The organism is candidate division TA06 bacterium (genome assembly GCA_004376575.1).
GTDB lineage: Bacteria > Hydrothermota > DG-26 > E44-bin18 > E44-bin18 > E44-bin18.
Genome location: SOJN01000019.1, coordinates 1 through 24,350, shown reverse-complemented (window position 1 = coordinate 24,350; position 24,350 = coordinate 1). Strand labels below are relative to the sequence as shown.

The window sequence follows — 24,350 nt, the reverse complement described above, 5'->3', positions numbered from 1 at the left end:
GGCCTGGCTAAAGAATGAAAATAGGCCCCCGGGGGAGATGGAGGGAGTTGTTCAGATTCTCACTGAAATCCACAAAAACAAAGCTAAACTAATAACGTCAGCGCTGACGAAGGCAGAAATCCTAAGGAGTACCTTGCCTCAAGGAGCTGAACAGAAACTGGGCGGCGCCTTGAGACGCAGAAACTGCATTGTAGCAGAGACCGACGATAGAGTCTGGCGTTTGGCTCATGAGATCCGGGATTTCTACGAAAGACTGAAGGCAAAGAATGGTCTGCCCACCGTGACCTTGCCAGACGCTGTCCATTTGGCAACGGCAATACTCTATGAGGCTGATGAATTCCACACTTTCGACGAGAATGACAAACCTGGAAAAAGACGTGCACTCATTCCGCTCAGTGGCAATGTCGCAGATAAGTACAGTTTGGTTATCTGCAAACCGATAGCTTCCCAAATGGACGTCTTTGAAGGGACCAAGACCTAGTCTTCTTTCACTCTACGATCGTATTTCTGCTAATCGATTCCTGCAGTCGTAGCGTGGAGCCGACCTTCTGGTATCTGGATTTCCTGCAGAGAAGCGGGATTAGCTGATTTCAGGTTTCAGGACTTAAGGCGCACCTTTGCCCGCACGCCGCAACGGCAGGAGTTGGTATCTCTGCTCTGCAGCAGTTGATGGGTCACAAAACCATCAAAATGACCATGCGCTATGCGCACCTATCACAGCAACACTTGCAGGAAGCTGCAGGACTCATTGGCCTGAGTCTCACAGGAGCGATGCAGAAGCAGATGCGGGCTGCTTTGCCAGGGAATCCTGCAGAGGAATACTCTGACGGTTAACAAATACTGTAAACGTAGCCCGTCCGTTATCAGCGGTCTGTCGATGAGGACTCCACATCAACACCCCGCAAAGGTGGACCCCAGTAAGCTTCTGTTTGACGAATCCTACCGAGCATTCTATACTCCACCTACGAGCTAAGACACGCTTCTTGTGGTTAAACTGCAGGCAGTCAAAAAGGAGGAGGAATGGATACAAGTCAGAAATATCTGAGGATGTGTGAGAAGGCTGAGGAGATGCGAAAGCTGTGGAACCCCGAAACAGGGGACCTGACAGGTTTGAAGGTGGGATCAGACGGCGTGGACTTGTGTCTGCTCGTCCTGAAGAATGAGAAGTGCGACTTTGTGCCTTACAGGGAAGCCGGAGAGTTCCGTGAGGTTCACAGGGCCGAACTCAAAACAGAGGAGCGCATCGTCTGGATCCCCCGCCAGGACCAGCTACAGAACCTTGTGGTTAACAACCCCATAGATGGAACTAAAGAGCTTCACAGTTTTGTGACCACTGATGGCCCCGACTATGCTCGCAAGTTCGACTCATTTGAGAAGCTCTGGTTGGCCTTCGTGATGAAGCGGAAATACCGGAAACTGTGGAACACGGTCAGATGGATTGAGGAAAACTGACGTCGATGACAGGTCCTAAGGTATCCGGTTAATTGGGTCAGTTCGGACTAGCATCAATCTCCAGTCTGTCCGTTAGTCCCGAGTGTCTTGCTGTAGCTTTGATTGAAGTCGAATCGCAATACCTTCGCCCTGTTCAGCGACTTGGTCAACCAGAAAGGCAAACTGTCTGAGCGTCTCAGGTTTCTGCCTGATAGCCGAAGCATACTTAGCCCATGAATCGTGGAGAAGCTCAGCGAGTGGACTCGTAGCCTTACTTTTCTCAAAGAAGTCCCCAAAATCACTCACCCCATGGATACAACCATACAGCCAACCAATGCCGGATTCGGGTACCAAGCAAAACCCGATGGTTTTGAGAAGCATAACCAGACTTGAAAAACACTGCGGATGATGTCCCACAGCATCACACCATGAGCCGATGAAACCTGTCACTCTTTTGAGCGGTTCCCATTGTTCGATTCTCCAAACCATTACACCGGTCGGATCAGCAAAAATGAGGAGGCCGAGTATGTTCCTTATGTCGTCCCTCAAACGACCACCAAGGGACTTACAGTAACTTGAAGACAAGACATGGTGTCCTATATCAAGCCACAGTTCTACGAGCCTATCCTCGAGTTCAGGTTGGGTACCAACTAGCCTGAGCTTTCTCAGGAATTCTTCCATCATTGCTGGAGCCTCTTCCCAGTTGCCCAAAATAGCGTCGTAGAATCTCCTCACTGAAGTGTTTTCCGGCAGTCTCAACAAGGCATTTGCTACAGATGGAAACAAGAGATCGTTCCAGTGTTGATGAGCCCATTCATTGAAGCTTCTGCCCTCTTTCTCGAAGTGAATGTAGTTGTTGACTGTAAATACAAGCAGGTTTTCGAGAAAATCAAGCAGTCTTCTGTTTGGAGATATCTGAAGGATTTGAGTACCCCACGGTAGGCAATAGAGCGTTGACTGGAGATACTCCAAATCTACATCGTCTAGCGTGCAGTCCCCAATCTTCCTTGGGTGGAATTGGACCCGCAGTAGGCTCGCAATCCTCTGTACATGTTTGATTATCATCTTTCTGAGGGAGAATCTTCCCCAGGCCACCCGCACTCCCTCTTGCTTCTTCAGGAACCAGAACTTCTGGTCAACCCCTCTCCTCAGCGATGATTTGACGACAGCGTTGATGTAGCTCCGGACTGCTTTCTCGTCTGTGGCCCACAGGGCTTTGAGTCCACTGAATAGGTATGCTCTGACTTCGTGATTGCGGTGCAACGCCAGGCGGAGTAGCGCCCTGCGAACACCCTTGTCTTCTGGAAACCTGAGGAGAACGAGTGGCAAGGCACGGGCTGCCGATCGTCGATAGCCCATTGAATACATCGATACTTGATCATGTAACTCTGGTGGCGGCTCCTGCCTTCTGGAAGCAGTCAGCAGCTGGTCTCTGCACCATGAGATATGGCGGTTCTTTTCAGCCCATTCCCACTGATGCACGACTAGGGTCGCTGCAAATGCGGCAATGGCTTGCGCTCGTATCTCCGAATCCTCAAGGAAGCTCCTGGGGCGATATGATGGGTCGTCCAAACTAGCTAGCCTCTGAGCATAGCCCATCGCAGATTCCATGGTGTAGGCCTGGCCGACATCACCTCTGTCCAAGAAATTCATAGACCAGACCTGAAAGACATCCAGCTTCTTCCGCTCTTCCAAGATCCTGAGTTTCTCCTCTTGTTTTTTCTCCAGCTCTGGCGGAAGCCGGAATCGGATCCCAGCCCCACCCTTAACACCAGTATCAAATGTTTCATAATTCTCCAAATCGGCCTGCGCTGCCATGATCTTGCATGTTTCAATCCTGTCCTGGAGCAGGCGGTGGTTTTCTTTCTCGTCTTCGTATAAGATCGGAGGGTTGTCCGGGAAGGAGTCCATTGCATCTTGAAATCTCCGACGATTGGCTTCAGAGCCAGAGACCAGAATAGGAAGCGCAAAGATGTGGATGTCGAGTCTCCTGTGGGGCTCCCTCGAAAGATCAAGGAGTATCTTGTAGTCGCCTTTGTCATGACCCAGCGACAGGTACGTTGATAATCCGATTATGCCTCCCTCCGCCATCATGTCCTGGACTGCCCTCTTAGTGTCCATGACCCAAAACGCAGGATTCTCAACAATGGGGATCGCTGCCTCCATGCACTTTTGGTAGTTTGCCAATGCCACAGACAGGCACACACCGACTACGGCCACAGATTCTGTAGCTCCCAGCACCCCATCGAAAAGCCCTCCTGGATCAGCACCACTCTTGACTTTCTCTCTCATCCAATACTCTAGTGCCATCAAAGCACAAGTGACAGGTTCTGGTGCTACGCTCGGGTATCTATACCAACCAAAGACAAGTTCGTCGCCCCAAACATGGACATCGCTTTCTCTCAGCCTGACTGTCTGAGGAGACGGGCTTCGACCCCACTCCTGCTCTTCTCTCATCCGCCAGCACCGGGTCGCATGATTGGTAACATGATGGATCAGTTCGAGACCTTCATCAGAATGTAGCCTTAGGAGACCCAAGAATGGCCCCTTGAAATACGTCGGGGGATTCCACCTCGTAGACCTGATCCCCAGATTCATAAGAAGATGGTCGAAAGTGCCATATCTACCGGGTTCCAGTTCCTTGCACAAGATGATCTTCAGTACGTCTACAGCAGTTCTCGGCAAATGCTTCACAATGGGTACCCACCCGTTGTCCAGAAAAAGGTCCTCAAAGCCACGAGTTCCTTCGGCATGGTTTCCCGGTGCCTTTTCCCTGACGAACTTGTCGACCACTTCGGGTAAAGAATCAGCCGCCCAAAGAACCGATTTGAGGTATCGATTCTTCGGTTCAAGTTCATAACTCTCCAACAAACCACCGTTAAGTATCCCCAGAGTAGTTTTCGCAGTTGCTACACGTAGTGGTTGGGTTTTCTCGGTATTCGTCATCCATTTCTCCGCTATATAGGAGAATTCCAGAGCCGTAGTGCCTTTGATCATATCGGGATCTGCCAACACGAGTTCAATGACCGGGATCCACTGCTCAGGATCTGGGACTGTCAGATAGGCAAGATATTTTTCAAGCTCGGACTCAGGCAGATCACCAAACAGAAGTAATGCTGTGGGGCTTGGACGGACGCACACTGTCCTCAGTACCTTCAAGACTTCGTTTAGTAACGATGCATCGTCTTCGAATAGAGGCCCCCGCAGCTGCGTGAGCAACTGTCTCAGTAGCGGAGATAGAAGTGGCGCAGCCAATGCCGTCTGATGCCAGCGTGGTGAAAGGCCGCTTGAGCTTTCTACAGACCGCAGTAGCTTGAGCCAACGGTCTGGCGATTGCTCCACCTCCAAGAGCTTGGAGCTGTACAGTCGAAAAGGTCTTGTTAGACTCAGTGGTTCCCCCGTCTGGGCCAGGAAACCTGCAACGTCTGCCTCGTGATGGTGCAGAAGAACTGTTGAAGCCCAGTCCTCAAAAACGTCGTGGCCGAATCGAAGATGAGGGCCTTCTTTCACAACGAGCCTATCTGATAATAGCCCTGAGAGTGCCTCGACATCTAACCCGTCAGCTCCAAGTTCGCAGCCTTTTAACGACTCTTCCGCAAGGCGTATCATCAACTCCTCACGTTTATCAGGACTTCCTCTGCCCGGTCTGTAGCTGTTAGCCCTTCTGACAACCTCTTTCCAGAACCAGTCTATGAGCCAAGACTCGGTCAGCACCCGCGGAACAGCTCCGGGCGGGGGTGAAACATCCGGAAGGGTAAGAATGTCGAGTACCAGAGGCCGTGAGAGGATCTCCTTTAAATGAGTCTGTTTGGCCAGGCTTCTTAGCTTTGGCAGTTGGTCAACCACTTCTGCAACTTCATCACCATTCAGTGATCCGACCTCGAGGATTTCCAAGGACCTATCTACAAGATTTTTTCGGGTTTCCAGGTGCTGTAGGACTTCAGTGGCTTCTTGGCGTCTGCACGTGAAGACCAACTTCCAGCAGTTCTGACGATGACCACCCTTGGTCAGGACAGAGTTATTGTACCCACGTACTTCAGTGATTATGTCATTCAGAACCCGCCTTTTGTCCTGGTCTGTGACCCTCTCCAAGCCGTCTATCAAGATACAGCGAAACGGGGCAGCCCCAACCGCAGACAATATGTCCTTAAGGTCACTCTGAACGTTGATATTGTGCAGAAAGCCCTCAATCGTTGTACCCCATAGCCTTTCGACAGACAGAGCAATTATCTCGCCCTCGTTCCTCAGCCGGGTGGCAAGCAGTTTGAGCAATGCGGACTTGCCCAACATCGGTTCGCCAGTAATGACAATCATATCCTTGGCGTCGATACTTGCCTCCAGCTGCTCTACAACGCCTAAGCGTGGCAGATGAATTCTACCGCCAATTGTGTGGTCAATTGATCCTAAAACCCTGTCACTGTGTTCTCTCAGGCTGCGGAGGTCAGATGCGAAATCCGGACTGTCCTTAAGACCTATCGCAGGTGAGACTCTTCCTCTCACCGTAGTCTCGTCAAGTACTCCTCCGGAACGAGCATATTCTGCGGCAAGAGCAGTCAAGGCATCAAGAAGCAGTCTCGCACTTCCCGCATCCCTTTCTTTCATAACGTCTAGTAGACGATTCCAGCAGTGCGTTGAATCACGACTACCTGGGTTCTCCACATCAAAATGAATCACTACAAGACACCTGAGAAAACGCCAAGTTTCATCATCCGTCACCTCTGCTCCCTTGGCCCTGGCTAGAAGATTAGTGATGACTCCGAGATACTTTCGTTTCTCGTCAGAAGAGAATCCTGAAACTTGCACTAGCCGGATGAAGTCGGCTGCACTAGCTGATTTCCTAGACCAGCCCAGCAATTGCTGGAAATGCCTGGCCACCTTTCTTTGGTAAACGCCAATTCCTATCCCGACTCTATCAGTGCTTTCGTCGAAACACGACCCCTGGGCGCCAGCGAATGTTCCCCAGCAATCTGCTATCACACGTGCGAACTCGGTGTTGGAGGGTGCATCAGAGAAGGTCAAATCATGCTTTACCTGCAGAGCAAGCTTCCTTTGTCTTTGGCCGTCTGTGGCAGTCACCACTACGTCGTCAAGCAGATATCCTGACATGCGCTGCTGAAATGCCACCGCCTTCGAAATCCCCCAATCCAGTCCTCTAGGTATGTCGCCTGCAAGAAGGGAAACGAGGTAAGAAGCGCCTACCAACTGCTCGAAAGCAACGCCACCCCCTCCTGTTGAGAAGGGATTTGACAATCCAGCACTCAGCGTGTCATTCGTCAATTCTCCAGCCCCCAACCATATAGTGTTCTCGAGCAACTAAAGCAGCATGCATGGCCAAAGCCTGCGGGACTTCTACGTTCAAGCACGGGTCAGACAACACTGCAAGTTCTCCGGAAACCGAATCTGAGCCACACCAAAGAAACGTTTCCTCTAGCCCGGTGGTTATGTCTCGTGTTCTGACGTCAGCCTGGCAACATACGCAATTAGACCCGTGGTGACCAGCATTACGGCCTCTGCATCGTGTCTAGAGAAGTGGCCTACAGAAGGAACATGGTGTGGCTTCGAGGTTATGTCACGGGTTACCTTGTACAGCTTGTCTAGCCAGTCGTGTGTCGCTCCGGCGATCCCTTTGACCCACTTATACTCCGTATCACTTTCAATCGACTTCTTGAGTTCTGCGATCTTTCCCTTTATAGGTTCAACCGCCCTCCGACAGCACGCAACGGCTTCATCGTAGTTACCCATGCTGAGGCATTCCTGAGCCTGGGCCAGTGCCGAGATGGACCCAGAAAGCTCTTCAGCGATAATCTGCTTCGGTGTGGGTAGCTCAATCAGTGTAATCTCGCCGTAGCCCAAGGAAGGCAGTACTTCACGCACCCAGTGCGACTGGGGTACCTCCAAATCCAGTTGGACCGACGTGGAAGTGAAATCCGACAAGGCATCCTCCGTACGCACCCCACCCTCGACCTGAAGAATGAAAGACTCATAGATCCCGACGATGAGCTGAACATCAAGCCTTATCTTCAAGTCATCTTTCCTACTTTCCTCAATCTTCTTGATGCGATATAGGTCTAGGGGAAACTGTATCACTGGGGTGACATAGGCATGCGGGAGATTGACCTTGTAAGGAATGAAACCGGGGCTTGCGTCAGCAATTTTGAGGTTGTCCTCCAGCAGGAGCAGGCCGCATTGTAGGCTCAAAACAACATAGTTCTGCGGTGTCTCTTGAGGCCTTGGAATCCGATTTAGGTCTAGCCTAACGGGAACAAAAAGCCTCGGGTAGCCTGGGCCGCCACCTCCCTTGATTTCCGTAGGGTCAACTTGAATCTTGCTATCCGAATGGGTCCTTATGACTAAGTCCTTTATGGCCATTTTTCACCTCCATGTTCTATCTTATCCGGAGACTCTGAGACTGAATCTGGTACTCTGGGCAACTGGACACTCCTGCCCGCCATAAAACTCTTTGTCGCTCCCGGAGAATGCTTCCTGCCACCCTCACCCCAATTCCAGCAGACGCCGCCCCAGGGCCACTATAGCGTAGCACCATTGAGCGGGCTTGTCAAGTTGCTCACAATTGCACTTGGCCGAGGGGCAATGCGCTATTCACATCTATCCCAACAGCATCTTCAGAAACCAGTGGGATTGCTCAGCCTGAGCTCTGCAGTAGAGATGCGGAGGCAGACCGGTGCTTTGTGAAAAGAGATTCACCAGGCATGACCGGTTTCGTAATTGGCTTCACACTGATGGAGGCAAAATTCTCTGAGCAACTGAAAGAACTCTCTCTTGTCTCTTAGCTAACTGCCGTTGAAATGCCCTTCACAATGCCCTATAATGCCTCACTGGGAGCGGATGGGAGCCTTCCCCTTCAAGCGGGTCTGAAAACAAGGAATCCATGCCGCAGCTCTTCGAAGCCGACGGTTAGGATCGTAACCTGAGAAGAGGAGGTTTTAGCTATGGAAGCTCAGTTCTATGAGATTTACAAAGATCTGTACGACCTGTACCGACGAGAGCGTGGTCTCTTCCTAGACTGGCCTCCAGAGTATTCACCAGGGCTTGTTCGCCTCTATCTCGTCAATTTTAGGGGACTCCGTTGGGTAACAGAAGCGATTGAAGAAGCTGTCTTGGAGTTGGGGCTTTCAGAGAGAATCAGGCCAGACGCAAAGCACTTCTTGCTTGTCAACTTCCACCAGATGGTGGTCTTGCCACTCCTGCATCCTGAAATCGCATTCCAAGAATCGTCTGCCAACATCATTGAGAAACTGCCTCGTAGACTCAAGGACGACGTACAGACAATTCTCTCTATTGTCTCGAAGGAAAAAGAGAGTAACGAAGAGATATCCACGGGCGACGTGCTGAAAGCGACAGCCGATGTTTGGAGAAAACTCCATCTAAACAAGTGGAACATATGGGGGTAGACCGTGAGTGAAGAGGACAAGCGAACCGCAGTAGGAATGTCTGTTACACTGAGCGTCCAGCTAATCGGGGCAGCCCTGGCAATGCTCACGATAGAGGCGGCATATGTGGCATTCGTCCTAGCCAGTCGGGACATCACAGGCTTGTTTGTGCTCTTCGGATTCGTGACGGCAATCCTATTCATCCTGAGTATCGTCATAGCTGGGCTAGGAATCACCGAGTCAAGAAATAGCGGATACAGTGGCTCGTGGCGTCTCGATGTCGGAAGGAAGTTCTTCAATTGGCAAGCGATTCTATGCTTACTGGGACTTGTGTTCTTGTCGTTCACATTTATCACGGGTATCGGCGCAGGAGCGCCCGAAATAGAATCGAGATTTTCTGAACTTGAAGAAAGAATGTCTTCGGTTGAATCTCGCTTGGACAGTCTTTCATCTGAAATCGGTGCGATGCAACACGGTCCCGATTCAACAGAGACAGAAATCAATCGGTCGTCTCCCTAGCTTGTCCTCCGGAATTCGTGACTCGGTCAGACTGAGCAACCAGGGGTCTCGCCCTGAAAAGAGGTCATGTTCAAAGAGTCAGAGAACTGAGGGAGAGCGCTAGGTTCTCGTGCATTGTAGCGCTTTCATTCCCGAGTGAAGTACCTAGAATCGGTTATTGGTGAATCCAAGAAAATGGCAGATGGTTGTGCCAAGATTTGAGAAGTCCATACTGGCGACATGCTTTGGTGTCCTGAAAGGCTGGAGATATTGTGAGTAGTAGTCGAAAAGGGAAGTGCATCTACTGTTCACGCAAGGATATTGTCCTCACCGACTCGCACATCCTGACCGCCGCATTTGGCACTGATTTTGTGCTGGAAGAGTCGGTGTGCAAGGAATGCCAGAAGAGGGCAAAAGCATTTGAGGAACCAGTTCTCAACGCCTGTAGATTCCTGCGGGTCATTTTGAAGTTGGAGGGCCGTCGTGGCATACCTGGACTGGCCGCAGACGTTCTATTTCGTGGGAAGAAGAAGCGAGTTACTCTTGGGCCAAATCTGAAACCTTTGTCTGGCTCTACAGTCCTGTTCAAAAGCGAGAGTTGGGTCTGTATTTTCGCAACCGACAAGAAGATTGGGTTGAGAAGAAAACTAGAATATGAGACTGCTCATCCTGACGCACACTTGAAGCCCCTCCCACTTGAAATACTGGGAGAGGGACCGGAGATGAGGATAAGTATGGATTGGGGCGCCTTTGTAACGGTTGGGGCAAGAAGATTTGCTGCGAAGGTAGCGTTTGAGTCATATGTCAAAAAGTGTGGTGTTGCCGTTGCTTATTCAAATGAATATGAGGGCATCAAGCAGTTCATTTTGCATGGAACAGAGCGAGACAACTGCCTCGCCAACATTTTCGTTGCGCCCTCGACAGAACAACTGGTCATGGATGTCGGATTCCCGCACCACCGCATTTTCGTCCAGAGCACCAAAGGCCATGAGCTACTTGCGATTGTGAGTTTGTTTTCACTACTACACTACTGGGTCCGCCTCTCCAAAACGCACTCGGGAATAGAGTCGGCAACCTGTTATGTAGTAAATCCCCAAAACGGGTATGCCAAGGAACCCAAGCTTTATGGGCCGAACATAGAGCTGCTTGATGTAAAGCGGGTCGCACCGCCTATTCCATGGAGAAAAATGAAATCCTGGTACACAAGGAACGATCCTGCGAGGGCCATAGATTATGCTGCAGGTAGACTAAATATGGAAATTAAGAGAGCGCTGGCCAAGAAGGAAGACTCTGCTCCGCAGCACACGTGACCGCCTGCGAAGGGCTTTTCCCAGGACCGCCACGACGCAGATTTCTGACCAGAAAGGAGAAGAGTCAGCCTATGGCCAGTGCCGTAGCGCTATGGCAGCCCTAGCAGAGGAAGTCAGAGTGCAGATGAGAGATCACTATGCTGCGGAGGAAATCTGGTATGCTGATGCTGGGGTCGTCACTAGGGATAATGACCTGCGACATTTGATCAGCCGTGTGCTGCAAAAAGTGCCGAAAGAAGTAGTCGACAAGCTAATGGATCAGTGTCTAATTCTTATGCCCAGAACCGAAGAAAAGGGCGTGTTTCTCTCACAGAAGGAGCTCGTAGGCAAATCGATAATCGCTTTTCCCGAGAGTCTTCTTGAGGAGCCCGAGGCTGAAAGAGAGCAGACTGTGCTACACGAGGTCGCCCACTTCTGGCTGGGTCACAAAAGTCCTCTTGTTGCAAGAATAGACTACGATAAACAAGAAGAGGCAGCGGACGACCTTGTGAAGCAATGGATTCGGGAATACTAGTAGAGCATAAGTGGCTACGAGATGGGATAAAGAAATGACACGTGCCTCGATGGGGAATAAGCTCAGACAGCTGAGAGTAAGGCTTGGCGAAATAACTCGAGACACGCTACCCACTAAACAACCCGATCTAATCGCCGGTCTGAAAACCAGCTATAGTCATAGCATAGATCTAGTTGGCAACCCCAACTTCGTGAATACCAGGGATGATTGTTTTATCCATACATTTGGCGACGGAATCGGGACCAGCGTTTTGAACAGGATGAGAGAACTCGGTGCAAGAGACGAGTTTGAAGGAGAGGACCTCTACACACCGCTGATAGACAGAGGATTCCTCCCCTCACTGCATGACCAGAGAGAAACTGAGGATCAGGTCGTGGTGTATTTCGACAAAGAAGTCACTAAGCATCTCGGCAAGATGTGTGGGGACAGGATTGAGTCCAAATGGGGACAAGGACATATCTGGCGACATGGTCTCTGGGAGGTACCTCTGTCATACGGCAACACCGTCAAATATTCTGTAGCAGAGGTGGATCATTCTGTTCTTCTGGAGCTTCTTGAGACTCTGGAGAAGGAAAAGTAAGTCATTGTCAATTCACAGCGAATCTTCCTGGGGAAGTAATCCGTGTCTGAGACTCTTAGAGAACTTTGAAGAATGCCTCTAAAAGTACTTATTGAGAGACACGACCGAGTGGCGAAAGAGACACAGGCAGGCATCTCCACTATCTTCATGAGATAGAGTTGTCGGGTTATTCAGCGCAGTACGCACAGACAGAGACGAGAGGTTGATAGCACTGCTGGAGACGGCGAAGCATGATGCGAGTGTGGCATATCAGAGTTTGAGAGGTGCTGCCGACCATGTTCTGTAATCCGGGTGTTCGCTTGTGTATAATCTGAGCGTAAAAGGAGAAAACCATGAGATACCCTAAGTGGCCAAGAGAGGAACTTTGCAAAGGTTGTCCGGCAAAAGACGACAGGTGCCTTCAGAAAAGACGAATGGATTGGGCTTGCCAAGATCTATCTCATGCGGAAGTCAAAAAGATTCGGACACTGACAAAGAGGCAGACACAAATGGCTTTGATTAACATCTTGGCTGACAATTGGAAAGGAAGGCGTTTGTATTACACAGATGTTGTTTGCCTGATAAACGACGCACGATTGAACATGGGCGTAGGTCTGAGAAGGAGGCAAAAGTGAGCGGACCCAGAGAGGCTTATATAGTCGGCAATCCCACAGGAGAACCAGTTCGATGTGCGGTCTTGCATGAGGACGGACTAATCTTCTCTTCCAAGGATTTTGAGGATGCAGAACGAGTATTTGCCGAGGTCATAAACCAGAGAGGAGAATACAAGGCTCTCAAATGGAAAGGGGAATTGCAGTTGGTGAAGGTGATGAAGACGGCAGTATGATCGACAACAGGAGGAACCGATGGGATGTTTAAGATGGATGGTCATAGTCGGAGCAAGTATCCGTTGCGCCTCGATATCGCAGAACCAGTGGGAGAAGAGGCTGATTCTCTGTCCGGTGTCATCTGAAACGGGGTACCCGAGAACTGATAGACCGGACGGTGTGACAGTGAGGTCCTCATCTCCTTAGCGTGGGTGGCAGCTGGATCTCCTCCTTGGCTCTTGTTTTCAGATCGTATCTGAAGACCTTTCCTTCCCAGTTTATCATCCACAGAGAGTCATCTGTGAGGTAGAAGTCTCTGGCAACTCTTAGATGTGTTATGGACCATTCCTTGGTCTTGGTATTGAAGAAGTTTGAGCCATTCTCTGCTCTAAACCAGATGTTTCCGTTCTCTACAGTCAGAAAATGAATATTCAGAATGGAGAAGTCCTCAGGCGCATAGTACTCTTCCCACCTATTCTCCTTCTCGTTGAATCTTGCCATTCCTTTTGGAAAACCAACCCAAACATCCTTCCCAACAAGGGCGATGTCATTGACCAAGAACCCCTCGGCGATCCCCGAACGTTTCGAGAGAGAGTAAGATTCTACTTTCTCCGTTTCTCTATCATATCGGACCATTCCGTGTACATCCAGAAACCAGACATACTTATCAGTGGGCATTATTTTTTCGGCATGTGTTCTCAAAAACAGTTTCCATCCCTGAGTCTTCTTGTCAAATCTGTAGACGCCCGCCGGTCCACCGAAAGCCCCGTAAGCAGCAAACCAAATAAAGCCTTCGTCATTGGCTCTGAACCTGATGGAATACTCTGCCATTCCGTATTTGTCCCACCTGCGTTCCCTGAGATTGTAGCCTGAAACGTAGCCCCGTCCGAGTGTCCAGATATACTCTCCATCGACTAGAATCTTACCGCCCACAGGTATTGAATCCGACTTAAGCTCTTGCGATGTCTCCTCAGTCTCGTCATATCTAACCAGACACCTTGATGCGGTCATCCAAACATACCGGCCGTCATAGGCAATATCGCCTGAACAATCGTAATGCTTTATTTGCCTGTCCGTTTTAGTGACTCTATTTAGCCCGGCCTCTGTCTTGACCCAGATATGTTTCTTTGTCACAAGTATCTGTTCGACAATGTTTGAGTTCAGCCCCTCTCGTGTCGTGAACCTGGACCATTTGGCTTCTTTTGTGGCATACTCGTACATTCCCCCTCCCTCACTACCAAACCATATTCTCCTCTTGTCGAATGTATCGGCTTCCACAATCTCTATAGGGTACTCCCTCTCAATCCCCACTCTATTCTCAATCTGTACAATCTTCCTTTTCGGACCACCAGCTTTGAGATACGACTCCAGAGCTTTCTTGTCGTCCCCAAGAAGCTCATAGCACTGGCCTATCTTAGACAATACTCCACGCCAGCCGCTACATATTTCGAACCACCTTATAGCCTTCCTATAGTCCTTCAGACCGTTCATGTAGGCGTCACCAATTTTATTGGCGATACCCATCGCAGTTCTGTCATCAGAAGCTTTATCATACATATCCCTGCGTACTTGTATTTCGTTCTCGAAGTCACGCAAAATCCCGTAGTAGTCTGCTATGTGCGACCTGGCCTGACGCACTTGTCCAGGGGCCTTGACCATGCCAACGAATCCCCGATACTCTACCATCTCGATAAATCTCTGATACTCTTCGATCGCTCTCTTGTAGTCACGTTGTCCTGCATAGAGTTCGGCAATCTTCAGCTGCACCCTTGGGACGTAGGGTGTGCCAGAATGGGCTGTCTGGAAATCTCGGAGGTCTTCTATGTCCGTGTCACCAGTTATCAGCCATTCGTACTCGGCCTCGATGCTCTCCTCGGTGCCTGGATACTTCAGTGTCATTTCACCAAAAACCGCCCTAGCCTCTCGCCTGGCCTTTCTTCCCTTCAGAAACTTCCCCAGCCTGAGGTATTCCTGCTCGTCTCGGGGGTAAAGTCTCCTTCTTGTAGGAAAAGCAGACCACTCGGACCCGTCAAATCTGTAGACATAGATATCGTGATATGCATGTAGACCTGTGACTGCCCACACGCTCTTTCCGTATTTGTCATACCCTACAGAGCGGATATATGGAAAAGGCAATACATCACTTCCATAGTTGAACCAACTGCCATTGGTCTTATCGTGTCTACAAATCCCAGAATCTGAAGCCACCCAAATAGCATCTTGTCCTACCGCAATCGAAGTAGTCCTGTTGGACTTGATGCCTGAGTTCTCTGTCGTGTAGTCCTTCCATTTTTGGGTTTTGCGATCGTATACACTTATACCTCTGGTCGTACCTATCCAAACCTCGTGATCATCCATTGCCATGCAGACGACATCATTGCTGATTAAATCTGTCTCTATGTGCGACTCATCAGGGTTTTGGAGATCGTAGTTACTTGCATAGTAGTGGACCCATCGTTCGCCATCGAAGACACTTATGCCTCCGCCGACAACCTGCTCGGGGGGATCATCGTCATAATAGGCACGGTAAAAACCGGACTTCCCTACCCAGATACGGCCATGTTCATCCGTATCCATGCACGTGGGGACCACACTCCTCGTCTTGCTGGGAAAACTTCGCCAACCCTTCTGACTGAGCTCCGAAAGACCGGTATTCGAAGTGAACCACAGATTGTCGCCTTTGTGCACTCTGATGCAACTAACAGTATTGTCAAGCAACTCACAATTTCCAACCTGCTCGTATTCCCGTGTGTTTCTATTGTACACAGAACGATATGCTTCGTAGTGAGTCAGTTCACCTGACTCCAGATTGTATCTATAGGCACCTTTCTGATAGGTCCCGAACCACACATCATTCTTGTGAGCCTTGATTGCCAAGATTCGCACACCAGGAGAACCTCCAAGGATTGCCTTTCTCTCGGATATCTCAAATGGTACGATACCCCACTTCTTAGCCTTCTTATCATAGACATTTGCTCCGTAATGAGTGCCGATGAAAACGTATCGAGGAGTGAAATCAATGGAATGACTTGAATAGCCAGGGGCGATCATATCAGCGAGGCAGGGTCTCAAAAGACCGAACAACAAAACTCCAAACACAAAAAAGAATCTTGTTTCTCTCAGCAATGTCAGCGCCCCCCTTCAGGGTGCCTCTTCGCCCAGTCTTCTGTGAGGTGCGCATGGGTGTCGAGCCTTACGTCATTCATAGGTCGTCTTCCTCTTTGGAAATCATGAGACCCATCCAGCCCATTGAGGATGAAAGAATCCGTCCCTGCTGTCAAGGCATTTTTCGTCCTGAGCGGGCGTACCAGTGACGTCCTCTGTCCTCCGGGGGCAGATCATGCGAGTCTTCGGGCTGTCGGAGAGAATTGCACTGTTTACATTTGCTGTGTCGTTTGCTATGATTACTGACATCAATTTGGCACAAATATGGCACAAGCCGATATCTGAGTTCTTGTAAGTTCTTATGCGCCAGTAGCTCAGTTTGGATAGAGCAACGGATTTCTAATTCTAAATCGGGCGATTTGCGGAAACGACTGTCGGGTAAGAGATTCAAGTAACGTCATGCGGTTGTTAATCTTCTCTGGACTTACACTGTGCGCATGGTTTATGCTGTTGCTACTGTTTTTGACACAAAGTTGGCACAAATCTGGCACAACTGATCTGAGATCGCAGATCAAAGGTCTGAGAATTCGTCGGTGAGACGACAGTTTCGAACACGAGGGACTATGAACAAGGCACAGGGAATCGCAATATTGGTTTTGGTCCTTGCTGCGGTCCGTTTGAGTGCCCAGGCGCCCAGAGTCTCGCATCTGTGGCCGGATGCTGGAATCAATGAACAGGCTGTGACAGCCCACGTCTATGGCGCCAACTTCGAATCCCCATCCATATCATCGGTGAAGCTGAGAAGACCCGGATGTCCTGACGTGAATGCGACTTCGGTGGCCGTCCACCTTCCAACATATTTGACCTGTTCTTTCCAGTTCAGCGGGGATTCGACTGGGCCTTATGACCTGGTCGTAGCCAGTGACTCTGGCTCAGATACACTGCAAAGATGTTTCGTTGTCTATTCAGCATCTCCATCCCCGAGTTCATGGACACGGACAATTGTCTGGGTTGCGGACACTGCAGTGGTAAGTGTCGCTGTCGGTGATGGCGATGGGGACTGGGAAACAGAAGTGTACGGCGCAAGCTGGGACCATTATATCTACCAATTCAAGTGGAATGGCGCCGAGTGGTCAAAGGATACGCTGGGCTCCGGCCCACACTATATGCAGGAAGTCGCTTTAGGTGATGGCAATGAAGACGACGAGATAGAGGTATACGGCGCAAACCTGATTGCGAACGTATACCAGTTCAAGTGGGACGGAATGATTTGGGAAAAGACTGCTATCGTTGGAATTGTAGATTCAAAGGACGGAGTAGCAATCGGAGACGGTGACGCCGATGGCGAAACCGAAGTCTACTCATTCAGCATTGACGGGCGTATCCATCAGTATCAATGGGAAGACACAGTCTGGACGTACATGGAGGTTGGTTCCGGAGGGGGTTGGATGTCCGGGATTGCAATAGGAGACGCTGACGGAGACGGCAAAACAGAGGTCTATGCAACAAGCTACGATAGGGGTGTTTACCAATTCACCTGGGATGGGACTACCTGGCAGGAGACTCTCGTGGATTCCGGGGGAAGTGAAAAGTGTGATATCGCAATAGGAGACGGTGACTCTGATGGCGTGCCAGAAGTCTACGTCGCCAGTGGTGGCGGTAATGTCTATCAGTACCAGTGGGCCGGGTCATATTGGGCCAGGACGACTGTCGGGACTGGAGGAACATTCTTCATGTCTGCGGTAGCTGTAGGAGACGGCGATGGGGACGGTGATATGGAAGTCTATGCTGCGAGCTGGGAAGATAGCATCTATCAGTTTGAGTGGGACGGCTTCTCCTGGGTGAAGACCACAATTGGCGATGCGGGCCCGTTAGAGGACTTTGCGGTCGGAAATGGCAACTCCGATGGCATGATGGAGATATATTGCGCCAGTTCATATTATGACCACACTATCTATCAGTTCAAACCCGAACCGGTGGGTATAGAAGAAGACAGAGCACTCCGACCGGGCTTCTGTATACGGGCAAACTGCAATCCGGCAATCGGGCGCATGGCCTTTGGTCTGACGGTTCCTGAATCGGGCAAGGTCTCACTCACTATCTATGATGTAGCAGGTAGACTGGTCGATAGACCAGTATCAGGAAAAGTGTCACCCGGGATTCATCAAATACTCTGCAGAACAACATTGAGCTCAGGGGTCTACTTCTATCGTTTTGAATCACCGTGGGGGCGGAGGACAGGGAAGTTCGTACTGATACGATAACCATCATGCTTCCAGCCAAGCGTTTACAGTGTATTGATGCTGCTGTCGGGAATTCTATTGTCTCCACTGATTGCATTGCTTATACTGCTTGTGACACAAAGTTGGCACAAATATGGCACAAATATGGCACAATAAACTCGCGGGCTGGAAGCTTCAACGAGACAAGAGAATAGAGAGGCTAGTGTTGCCTCGGGGAATGTAGCCGGATGCCAACAACTGTAGAAAAGTGTGAACTTACAATGTCGGGGAGGATTCAGTAATCATGAGTGTCAAGATCGTTCTAACTCCATACGAAGACCTACCTACCGGGGTAGATTGGCCAGAGCAAACGCCTATTGTCATCAAGAGGTTACAGGAACTCCTTTGCTCCTACCCTGGGGGAGAAGTAGAATATCGGATAAAGGAGACTAATCATGGGATTGGTGCAGACTGGCCAACCATTACACTCGAGCTGCTAGGAATTGCCAGTGTCCTCTTCTTCGCAATCCCAGCGCTGCACAAGAAGATACGCGAAACTCTCACCGAATGGAAGACGATCAAGAAAGAGCTCGATAGCTTCTGTGAATGGCTTATCGGAAAAGAGCCAGTATTCTCATATTCGATAGAAAAAGCTTTCTTGGACGCCTTGGGGCACCTTGAATCGAAAACGGATATTCTTGAGTTAGAACTGATTGAAGCCATTCAGATCCCAGGGAAGAGCGGGGCTCCGGTACCTGGTTTTGAGACATCACCACGGCTCTACTATCTGTTCCTCTTCAGAGAGGACAATGAATGTGCATATGTTCTGTTGTTGGACTCGGAATCGAAGATAGTTGTGTACAAGTCACTGGGCCTCGATCCAAGGTACGCTGATAATAGGTAGTCTTCCCCGTGGTGTAACTAGAATGACTCCTGCGCAGTCTCCTCTGCACGACAATCGGCGTTCACGATAGGCATAGATCACTGGATTTCCGGGAATAATTGATGAACTTATCAGGTCTTGGAGGAGGAGTAAGATGCCCAATGAAGAAGCGACTACTTCACCGAAGCAATCTGCCAAGGAAAAGGGATATCCGGTCTGCCTGCCGGAAACCAGCGAATTGAATGACTACCAAAAGAAGTTCTTAATAGAACACTACAGGAAGTGTAATGCGCTTTGGAGACACTGGACGCCGACCATCTGGAGCATCCCCTCTGTTGCAGCTGCAATAAATGCTGGAGCCTACGCAGTCATTTTCGACTCCAGCAGGGACCTAGAGCCTAGTGTTCGAATAGCCGTTCTGGGTCTTCTTTTGTTCCTGAACCTTGCCCTTACACTTGGGATTTGGAAACACCGATACATGCAGAAGGTATACGGGGAGCGTATCTTAGTAATGGATGAGAAATATGCATTGGTCGAAAGAATCCCATTCTCCAAACCACAAGCGGCGATCAGTGGTAGTTTCTTCTACTTCATGGCTATGGTAGCGATATCCTCAATCAATCTAATGCTTTTTGTCACGTGGATTCTCTACTTCATGCGCAACATGGTGTAGCTCTGCAATATCGGGATAAGTCCACATTCTTGAGTCAATCAGCGAAACGAGGAGGGATTCAGAAATAGTGGAAGGTTTCCACATACCTCCCCAAGAAACAATCAGTCTGAGCCCGAAGGAGCACAGAACTGTCCTTGAACGCGTAAGACCTAAGCGGAAGGAAACACCACAGACCGAGCACGAGGCCAGGGAATACTACAGTAGCGTACTGAGAAAACTGCGCTGGGTGATCGCTGACGACAAGAGAATTCCGAATTTCGCAGTCCTATACAACAAGACAATCGAGTCGATGCTCGATAGTCCACCCAGCACCTTGGAGGAACTACTCTCACTGCCAGAGTTCAAAAGGAACAGAAGCAACATCAAGGGGTACGAACCAGTCATACTGGAAATACTGCACGAGTTCATGGAGTTGATCACGAAACTTAAGAAATGTCATGAATCGGACACCTAGGTCCGACAACATATCACACATCGGGGAGTCAAAAGAATATGGAAGGATAGTGAACTGGACCTGCTAGAGTGTCAAAGAAAAGCTTTGGAGAAGGCCAAATCCCTGGCTGATGCTCGGTACACACCTGAGTTGAACATCGAATTGCCCATCGCGCAGGTATTCGACGGCCTAGGTAGAACAAGACCATTCTTCGATAGAATGAAGAGCTTGCAAGGCAGAATCAGAAGAGGGTACTCTCATTGCAGATCCGAGAAAGCGGTTACCACAGCTCAGGAAGCTTACTCAAGAATAGAGGAAACTCTCAACAAGCTCCTTCCCACACTTGGGGCACTTGACTCCACAAAGATGGCACCGATTGACTTCGACGAGATCGCAAGACTTTCGAAAACGGCGGAGGGAAATTCACTGGAATGTATGGGCGTTCTGAGCAAGGCCAAGCTGAAATCAGGAGAACAGAGCGCTCGAGAGAGCTTTGGATTTGAGACACACTATCTATACGAGCTTGCAGAGAATCTGCGGACGCTGGTTGAACAAGCCGGAAACACAGAGTCGCAACTCGCGAACAATCCTTTTCTTCTTCTCAGTGGAGTCGCAGGCACAGGAAAGACTCACCTTTTCTGTGATTTAGCCCACCACCGCATCAAACAGGGACTTCCCACTTTTTTGTTCCTGGGCGAACAATTCAGAAACTCATCACCATGGTCTCAGATTGCGCATATGATTAGTTGTCCGACCCAAAGCAAGGCGCAACTGCTGAGTGCGCTCAATGATGCGGGCAGACTGTCCAACTCAAGATTTCTCATTCTTATCGATGCTTTGAACGAGGGTCAAGGGACTACTGTCTGGAAGAAACACATGACAAGAATGATCAAGGACATAAAAGAACATCCCTACATTGGACTCGCAATCAGCATAAGAACCGGCCACGAGAAGTCTGTGCTCACGCCGGCCCAGATCGAATTCTTCATAGCGACAGTGCACCGCGGATTTGAGTTCAAGGAATGGGAAGCCATAACCAAGTTCTTCAAGGAATTCAAGATAAGTCTCCCGGAGATTCCGCTTCTTATGCCAGAGTTTCAGAATCCCCTCTTTCTGAAAATCTTCTGTCAAACATACGAGGGTGAGGAAAGCTTGCCGAGAGGCGCACTATGGGGAACCAAGCTCTTCGAACGCTATGTCAAGAAGATGGGTGGTCAAATCTACAGGGAGATTGGACTACCAAGGAGCAGACGAGGCGAAGCTGGTCATCTGTTTTGGGACCTGATCGTTAAGAGGATTGCAGAATCGATGGGCGAAAAAAGCGTTGATAGGCTTGCTCAAAGGAGACTATTGGAGATCGTCGAGAATGTAGTTCCGGGTCACTCCAGACCGATCCTAGAAGGTATGAAGCACCACTGGCTGGTCACCAAAGTCCCCAGATACAATAGAAAAGGGATAGTCCACAGTTATGCCTACAGGTTCCCATATAACAGGTTCAGTGATCATCTGATTGTTCGCTATCTCCTGAACAATCATCTCGACAAGAGGAACCCAGATCGGTGCTTCAGCAAGAGCTCGAAGTTGGGCAAGATGATCCGAAAACCGGAGAATCGTGGGCTAGTTGAGGCCCTATCAATCCAAATACCTCAGAGACTGAGGGGTGTTGAGCTTCTCCAAATCACACCAGTAGAATTCACTAGATCATACCAAGCCTTGGAAGCATTTCTTCAGAGCCTTCTCTGGCGAGACCTAAGCATTGATGGAACGGGCAATTGCAAATTCATCAAGGAGAAAACCGTCATTGGACTCATAAACAAATACATTATCAGACACGACCACCTACATGATAGACTTTTGGACATCTTCCTGACTGTGGCTTGTGTTCCTGAACACCCGCTGAACGCGGATTTCTTACACGCACATTTGATGAAGTTCAGTCCTCCAGAACGCGATAGGTGGTGGTCGACATTTCTTCACTATCAATACGGGGAAAGAAAGGGGGTAGATCGTCTTCTAGAATGGGCAGGTTATGATGTTGAAAGGGCTCACATCTCTGATGAGCCAATGGAACTGTGCGGTCTTACGGTCGCTTGGTTCTTGGCCTCATCGAACAGACGCCTTCGCGATACAACAACAAAAGCACTCGTTCGTTTATATACCGGCAGGTTACATCTGATGCGACACCTCCTACATCAGCTCAAGGACGTGAACGATCCTTACGTCTTGGAAAGGCTATATGCTACTGCCTATGGCGTTTCACTAAGGAATCGAGATGGCAAAGGGCTGAAGGAACTCACTCAATACATCTACGACAATATCTTCGTGGGCGAGGTGCAACCCACGCATATATTGCTGCGGGATTATGCACGCGGGGTCATTGAGGTGGCCATTCATCGTGGAGTCGACATGAAGATCGACAGAAGCAAAATCAAACCTCCCTATATGAGCGACTGGGTCAAAGAAGTCCCTACACAGGAGGAGCTGGAGGAGAAATACTCAGACGACGGGTATGGTTACCTGAAATACTCGATTATGAGCGACGGCGACTTCAATCGATACATCATCGCTCCCCATCTTGAATACTTTTCGTCAAGGAAACTGGGAGAACCACGGAAGCCGTCGATGAAGGAGCAATACGAGGCTTTTCTACAAGATCTCACGGAGCAGCAGAAACGACCTTGGGAAAGCTTCCACAAATTGTCTAGCCTTGCTCAGATCCTTGCGCGTATAGAGGACGCGCCTATCGAGAGCATGCCCGGGGATATTGCCAAAGAGGGAATAGAAGAACCTTTAGAAGAAGCAAGGTCGGCGTTTGAAAAAACCCTGACAAAGGATCAACTCGTCGTATACACTCAGATCGTGGCGCCGTTCGAAAAGAAACCCATTTATGATGAGTACCGGTTTGATTTCTCGCTAGCGAAACGCTGGATCTTCCAACGAGTTACGGAACTGGGATGGACCCCCGATCTGTTTGCCAATTTCGACAGATCCATCTCACATGACAGAACATTCGGGAAGGCCTATGGGCTCGGACCTATGAGCGAAAAATACCAGTGGATAGCGTACCACGAATTCATGGCTAGAGTATCAGACCACTTCGAATTCAGGGAGGACAAGTTCAAGGACAAGGCAAGCATTTTCGAAGGGCCCTGGCAACTCGGTATCCGTAACATTGACCCATCTTACCTGCCCAGCACACAACCCGTGAGTGAAGACAACGAGACCCATCACTGGTGGAACCCTGTCGTCTATGACGCATGGGAATCAAGGACCGAGGACGCTGAATGGATCAAGGCGACTGCCGACCTGCCAGACCCGAAGCAGCTGATTCAGGTCACGGATGAAGAAGGGAGGGAGTGGTTGGTGCTCAAGACTGCTGTCAAATGGCAGGAAGATATGCCTCCAGAATACGACCTATACGAAATCCCCCGAAGAGATCTGTGGTATACGCTGAATAGCTACGTTATCAAGAAAGCGCACCTCAAGAATGTGTTTGACTGGGCCAAAACGCAGGATTTCTGGGAAACGAGGATGCCTGAATCACAGCAGTTCTCAGCAAGCGTGGTGTTCCTCCGAGAATACCCCTGGGCGAGACCATTTCTGTATCGCAACACCCCACACTATGGTCATGAGGGCTGGACTAAGGGAGATTATGATAGAATTCCGAAACCAATCTTGGCGACCGACGAGGAGTATTTGGAGAGGAACGACTCTGTCCAGCTGTTGTTGCCGTCAAAATCGCTGATTGACAGCATGAAGCTCAGGGCAACTGAGAATGATGGAGAGTACTCAAATCCCAGAGGTGAAATCGTCGTAATAGATCCCACTGGGAGGGCCTCAGATGTAAACACTCTGTTGGTGAGGAGAGGTGACTTCACCAGTTTCCTGAACGCAAATGGCTATGGTGTTCTGTGGATTCTTCAGGGAGCGAAAGGCGTGATTGGGGGCGATGTCAGCGCACAAGACTTCAAAGGCAGACTTCGATTGAATGGAGCGTACCGATCATTTCGGAAAACTGTTATCGGCGACATAACCTGTAAGTTTGATGCGCCAAGGAGAAGCGAAACTGGGTGACCCTCCCTTTGGGGGAAGGGTCGGTACAGATATAATTGTGGCACACAATCACCAAGATAGCTATGAGATACTCCCACCTGTCTCAGCAGCACCTTCGAGAGGCTATGGGGTTACCGGGCCTGAGTCTCACCGGCGAGCTGGAGAAACAGATGGACGCTGTTCGGACACATTCAGAGGAAGGTAACTCGTGTCGTGACCGATCTCTCTTGACTAGCACCTCCATGTTCACCATAATCCGTGCGCAACATAGAATCGTCGTCAATAGCTTAGGCAATCGTCCCCAATCTTGGATGGTCCGAGATGAAGAATTCGGGCAACGACAAGCCCAGCCTACCTGACCTACCACAGCCTAGCCGGCGGGACACTCTGCACAAAGCCGTAAAGGTGGCACTTTCGTCAATGCCGCTGGGCGGTGGATTGGCTTCGGAGC

17 protein-coding genes are annotated in these 24,350 nt (G+C 49.8%); 14 read left to right on the top strand and 3 right to left on the bottom strand.

The features are described 5' to 3' along the window. Positions 1-37 precede the first annotated feature (37 nt). The 3 genes from E3J62_01330 to E3J62_01320 all read left to right on the top strand — a co-directional run bounded on the left by E3J62_01330 (position 38) and on the right by E3J62_01320 (position 1,452). A complete protein-coding gene (locus E3J62_01330; protein TET47500.1) occupies positions 38-481 on the top strand; it encodes a PIN domain-containing protein in 444 nt (147 codons plus the stop codon). 167 nt (positions 482-648) lie between these two features. Continuing rightward, positions 649-834 carry a hypothetical protein gene (locus E3J62_01325; protein TET47499.1) on the top strand — a complete coding sequence of 62 codons (186 nt, stop codon included), beginning with the start codon at positions 649-651 and terminating at the stop codon, positions 832-834. Between the two features lie 186 nt (positions 835-1,020). Further along, positions 1,021-1,452 carry a hypothetical protein gene (locus E3J62_01320; GenBank protein TET47498.1) on the top strand — a complete coding sequence of 144 codons (432 nt, stop codon included), beginning with the start codon at positions 1,021-1,023 and terminating at the stop codon, positions 1,450-1,452. 72 nt (positions 1,453-1,524) lie between these two features. Here the strand turns inward: E3J62_01320 and E3J62_01315 are convergent, their stop codons facing one another. Continuing rightward, positions 1,525-6,708 (bottom strand): hypothetical protein, encoded by a 5,184-nt coding sequence (locus tag E3J62_01315; GenBank protein TET47497.1) that lies wholly within the window; start codon positions 6,706-6,708, stop codon positions 1,525-1,527. Between the two features lie 162 nt (positions 6,709-6,870). Beyond that, a complete protein-coding gene (locus tag E3J62_01310; protein ID TET47496.1) occupies positions 6,871-7,800 on the bottom strand; it encodes a hypothetical protein in 930 nt (309 codons plus the stop codon). Positions 7,801-8,381: 581 nt separating this feature from the next. On the opposite strand from E3J62_01310, the gene E3J62_01305 reads away from it, so the two are divergent. The 6 genes from E3J62_01305 (at position 8,382) to E3J62_01280 (ending at position 12,550) form a co-directional block, all read left to right on the top strand. After that, positions 8,382-8,843: a hypothetical protein gene (locus E3J62_01305; GenBank protein TET47495.1), complete on the top strand. Its 462-nt coding sequence runs from the start codon at positions 8,382-8,384 to the stop codon at positions 8,841-8,843. A gap of 3 nt (positions 8,844-8,846) precedes the next feature. After that, the gene (locus E3J62_01300) at positions 8,847-9,341 is read left to right on the top strand and encodes a hypothetical protein (GenBank protein ID TET47494.1); all 495 of its coding nucleotides are present in this window, start codon (positions 8,847-8,849) and stop codon (positions 9,339-9,341) included. A 251-nt stretch (positions 9,342-9,592) separates the two neighbouring features. After that, positions 9,593-10,630, top strand: coding sequence for a hypothetical protein (locus tag E3J62_01295; protein TET47493.1), 1,038 nt, complete (start codon positions 9,593-9,595; stop codon positions 10,628-10,630). 124 nt (positions 10,631-10,754) lie between these two features. Further along, on the top strand, positions 10,755-11,144 hold the full coding sequence (locus E3J62_01290; protein ID TET47492.1) for a hypothetical protein: 390 nt from the start codon (positions 10,755-10,757) through the stop codon (positions 11,142-11,144). Positions 11,145-11,178: 34 nt separating this feature from the next. Continuing rightward, complete coding sequence (locus E3J62_01285) at positions 11,179-11,724, top strand: hypothetical protein (GenBank protein ID TET47491.1); 546 nt, start codon at positions 11,179-11,181, stop codon at positions 11,722-11,724. A gap of 610 nt (positions 11,725-12,334) precedes the next feature. Further along, on the top strand, positions 12,335-12,550 hold the full coding sequence (locus tag E3J62_01280; GenBank protein TET47490.1) for a hypothetical protein: 216 nt from the start codon (positions 12,335-12,337) through the stop codon (positions 12,548-12,550). 175 nt (positions 12,551-12,725) lie between these two features. On the opposite strand, the gene E3J62_01275 is transcribed toward E3J62_01280, so the two are convergent. Next, a complete protein-coding gene (locus E3J62_01275) occupies positions 12,726-15,656 on the bottom strand; it encodes a hypothetical protein (GenBank protein ID TET47489.1) in 2,931 nt (976 codons plus the stop codon). A gap of 602 nt (positions 15,657-16,258) precedes the next feature. Between E3J62_01275 and E3J62_01270 the strand changes: the two genes are divergently transcribed. The 5 genes from E3J62_01270 (at position 16,259) to E3J62_01250 (ending at position 23,920) form a co-directional block, all read left to right on the top strand. After that, positions 16,259-17,899: a hypothetical protein gene (locus E3J62_01270; protein TET47488.1), complete on the top strand. Its 1,641-nt coding sequence runs from the start codon at positions 16,259-16,261 to the stop codon at positions 17,897-17,899. A 262-nt stretch (positions 17,900-18,161) separates the two neighbouring features. Then, positions 18,162-18,761 carry a hypothetical protein gene (locus E3J62_01265; protein ID TET47487.1) on the top strand — a complete coding sequence of 200 codons (600 nt, stop codon included), beginning with the start codon at positions 18,162-18,164 and terminating at the stop codon, positions 18,759-18,761. A 133-nt stretch (positions 18,762-18,894) separates the two neighbouring features. Then, entirely contained in the window at positions 18,895-19,413 is a 519-nt protein-coding gene (locus E3J62_01260) for a hypothetical protein (protein TET47486.1), read from the top strand. A gap of 25 nt (positions 19,414-19,438) precedes the next feature. Further along, positions 19,439-19,867 (top strand): hypothetical protein, encoded by a 429-nt coding sequence (locus E3J62_01255; protein ID TET47485.1) that lies wholly within the window; start codon positions 19,439-19,441, stop codon positions 19,865-19,867. 84 nt (positions 19,868-19,951) lie between these two features. After that, positions 19,952-23,920, top strand: coding sequence for a hypothetical protein (locus E3J62_01250; GenBank protein TET47484.1), 3,969 nt, complete (start codon positions 19,952-19,954; stop codon positions 23,918-23,920). The last annotated feature ends 430 nt before the right edge of the window (positions 23,921-24,350 follow it).

Excerpts from the sequence above, each read along its gene's own strand:
- E3J62_01330 (TET47500.1), top strand. The coding sequence starts at position 38 with ATGGAGGGAGTTGTTCAGATTCTCACTGAAATCCACAAAAACAAAGCT.
- E3J62_01320 (TET47498.1), top strand. The coding sequence starts at position 1,021 with ATGGATACAAGTCAGAAATATCTGAGGATGTGTGAGAAGGCTGAGGAG.
- E3J62_01310 (TET47496.1), bottom strand. The coding sequence starts at position 7,800 with ATGGCCATAAAGGACTTAGTCATAAGGACCCATTCGGATAGCAAGATT.
- E3J62_01305 (TET47495.1), top strand. The coding sequence starts at position 8,382 with ATGGAAGCTCAGTTCTATGAGATTTACAAAGATCTGTACGACCTGTAC.
- E3J62_01290 (TET47492.1), top strand. The coding sequence starts at position 10,755 with ATGAGAGATCACTATGCTGCGGAGGAAATCTGGTATGCTGATGCTGGG.
- E3J62_01285 (TET47491.1), top strand. The coding sequence starts at position 11,179 with ATGACACGTGCCTCGATGGGGAATAAGCTCAGACAGCTGAGAGTAAGG.
- E3J62_01270 (TET47488.1), top strand. The coding sequence starts at position 16,259 with ATGAACAAGGCACAGGGAATCGCAATATTGGTTTTGGTCCTTGCTGCG.
- E3J62_01265 (TET47487.1), top strand. The coding sequence starts at position 18,162 with ATGAGTGTCAAGATCGTTCTAACTCCATACGAAGACCTACCTACCGGG.
- E3J62_01260 (TET47486.1), top strand. The coding sequence starts at position 18,895 with ATGCCCAATGAAGAAGCGACTACTTCACCGAAGCAATCTGCCAAGGAA.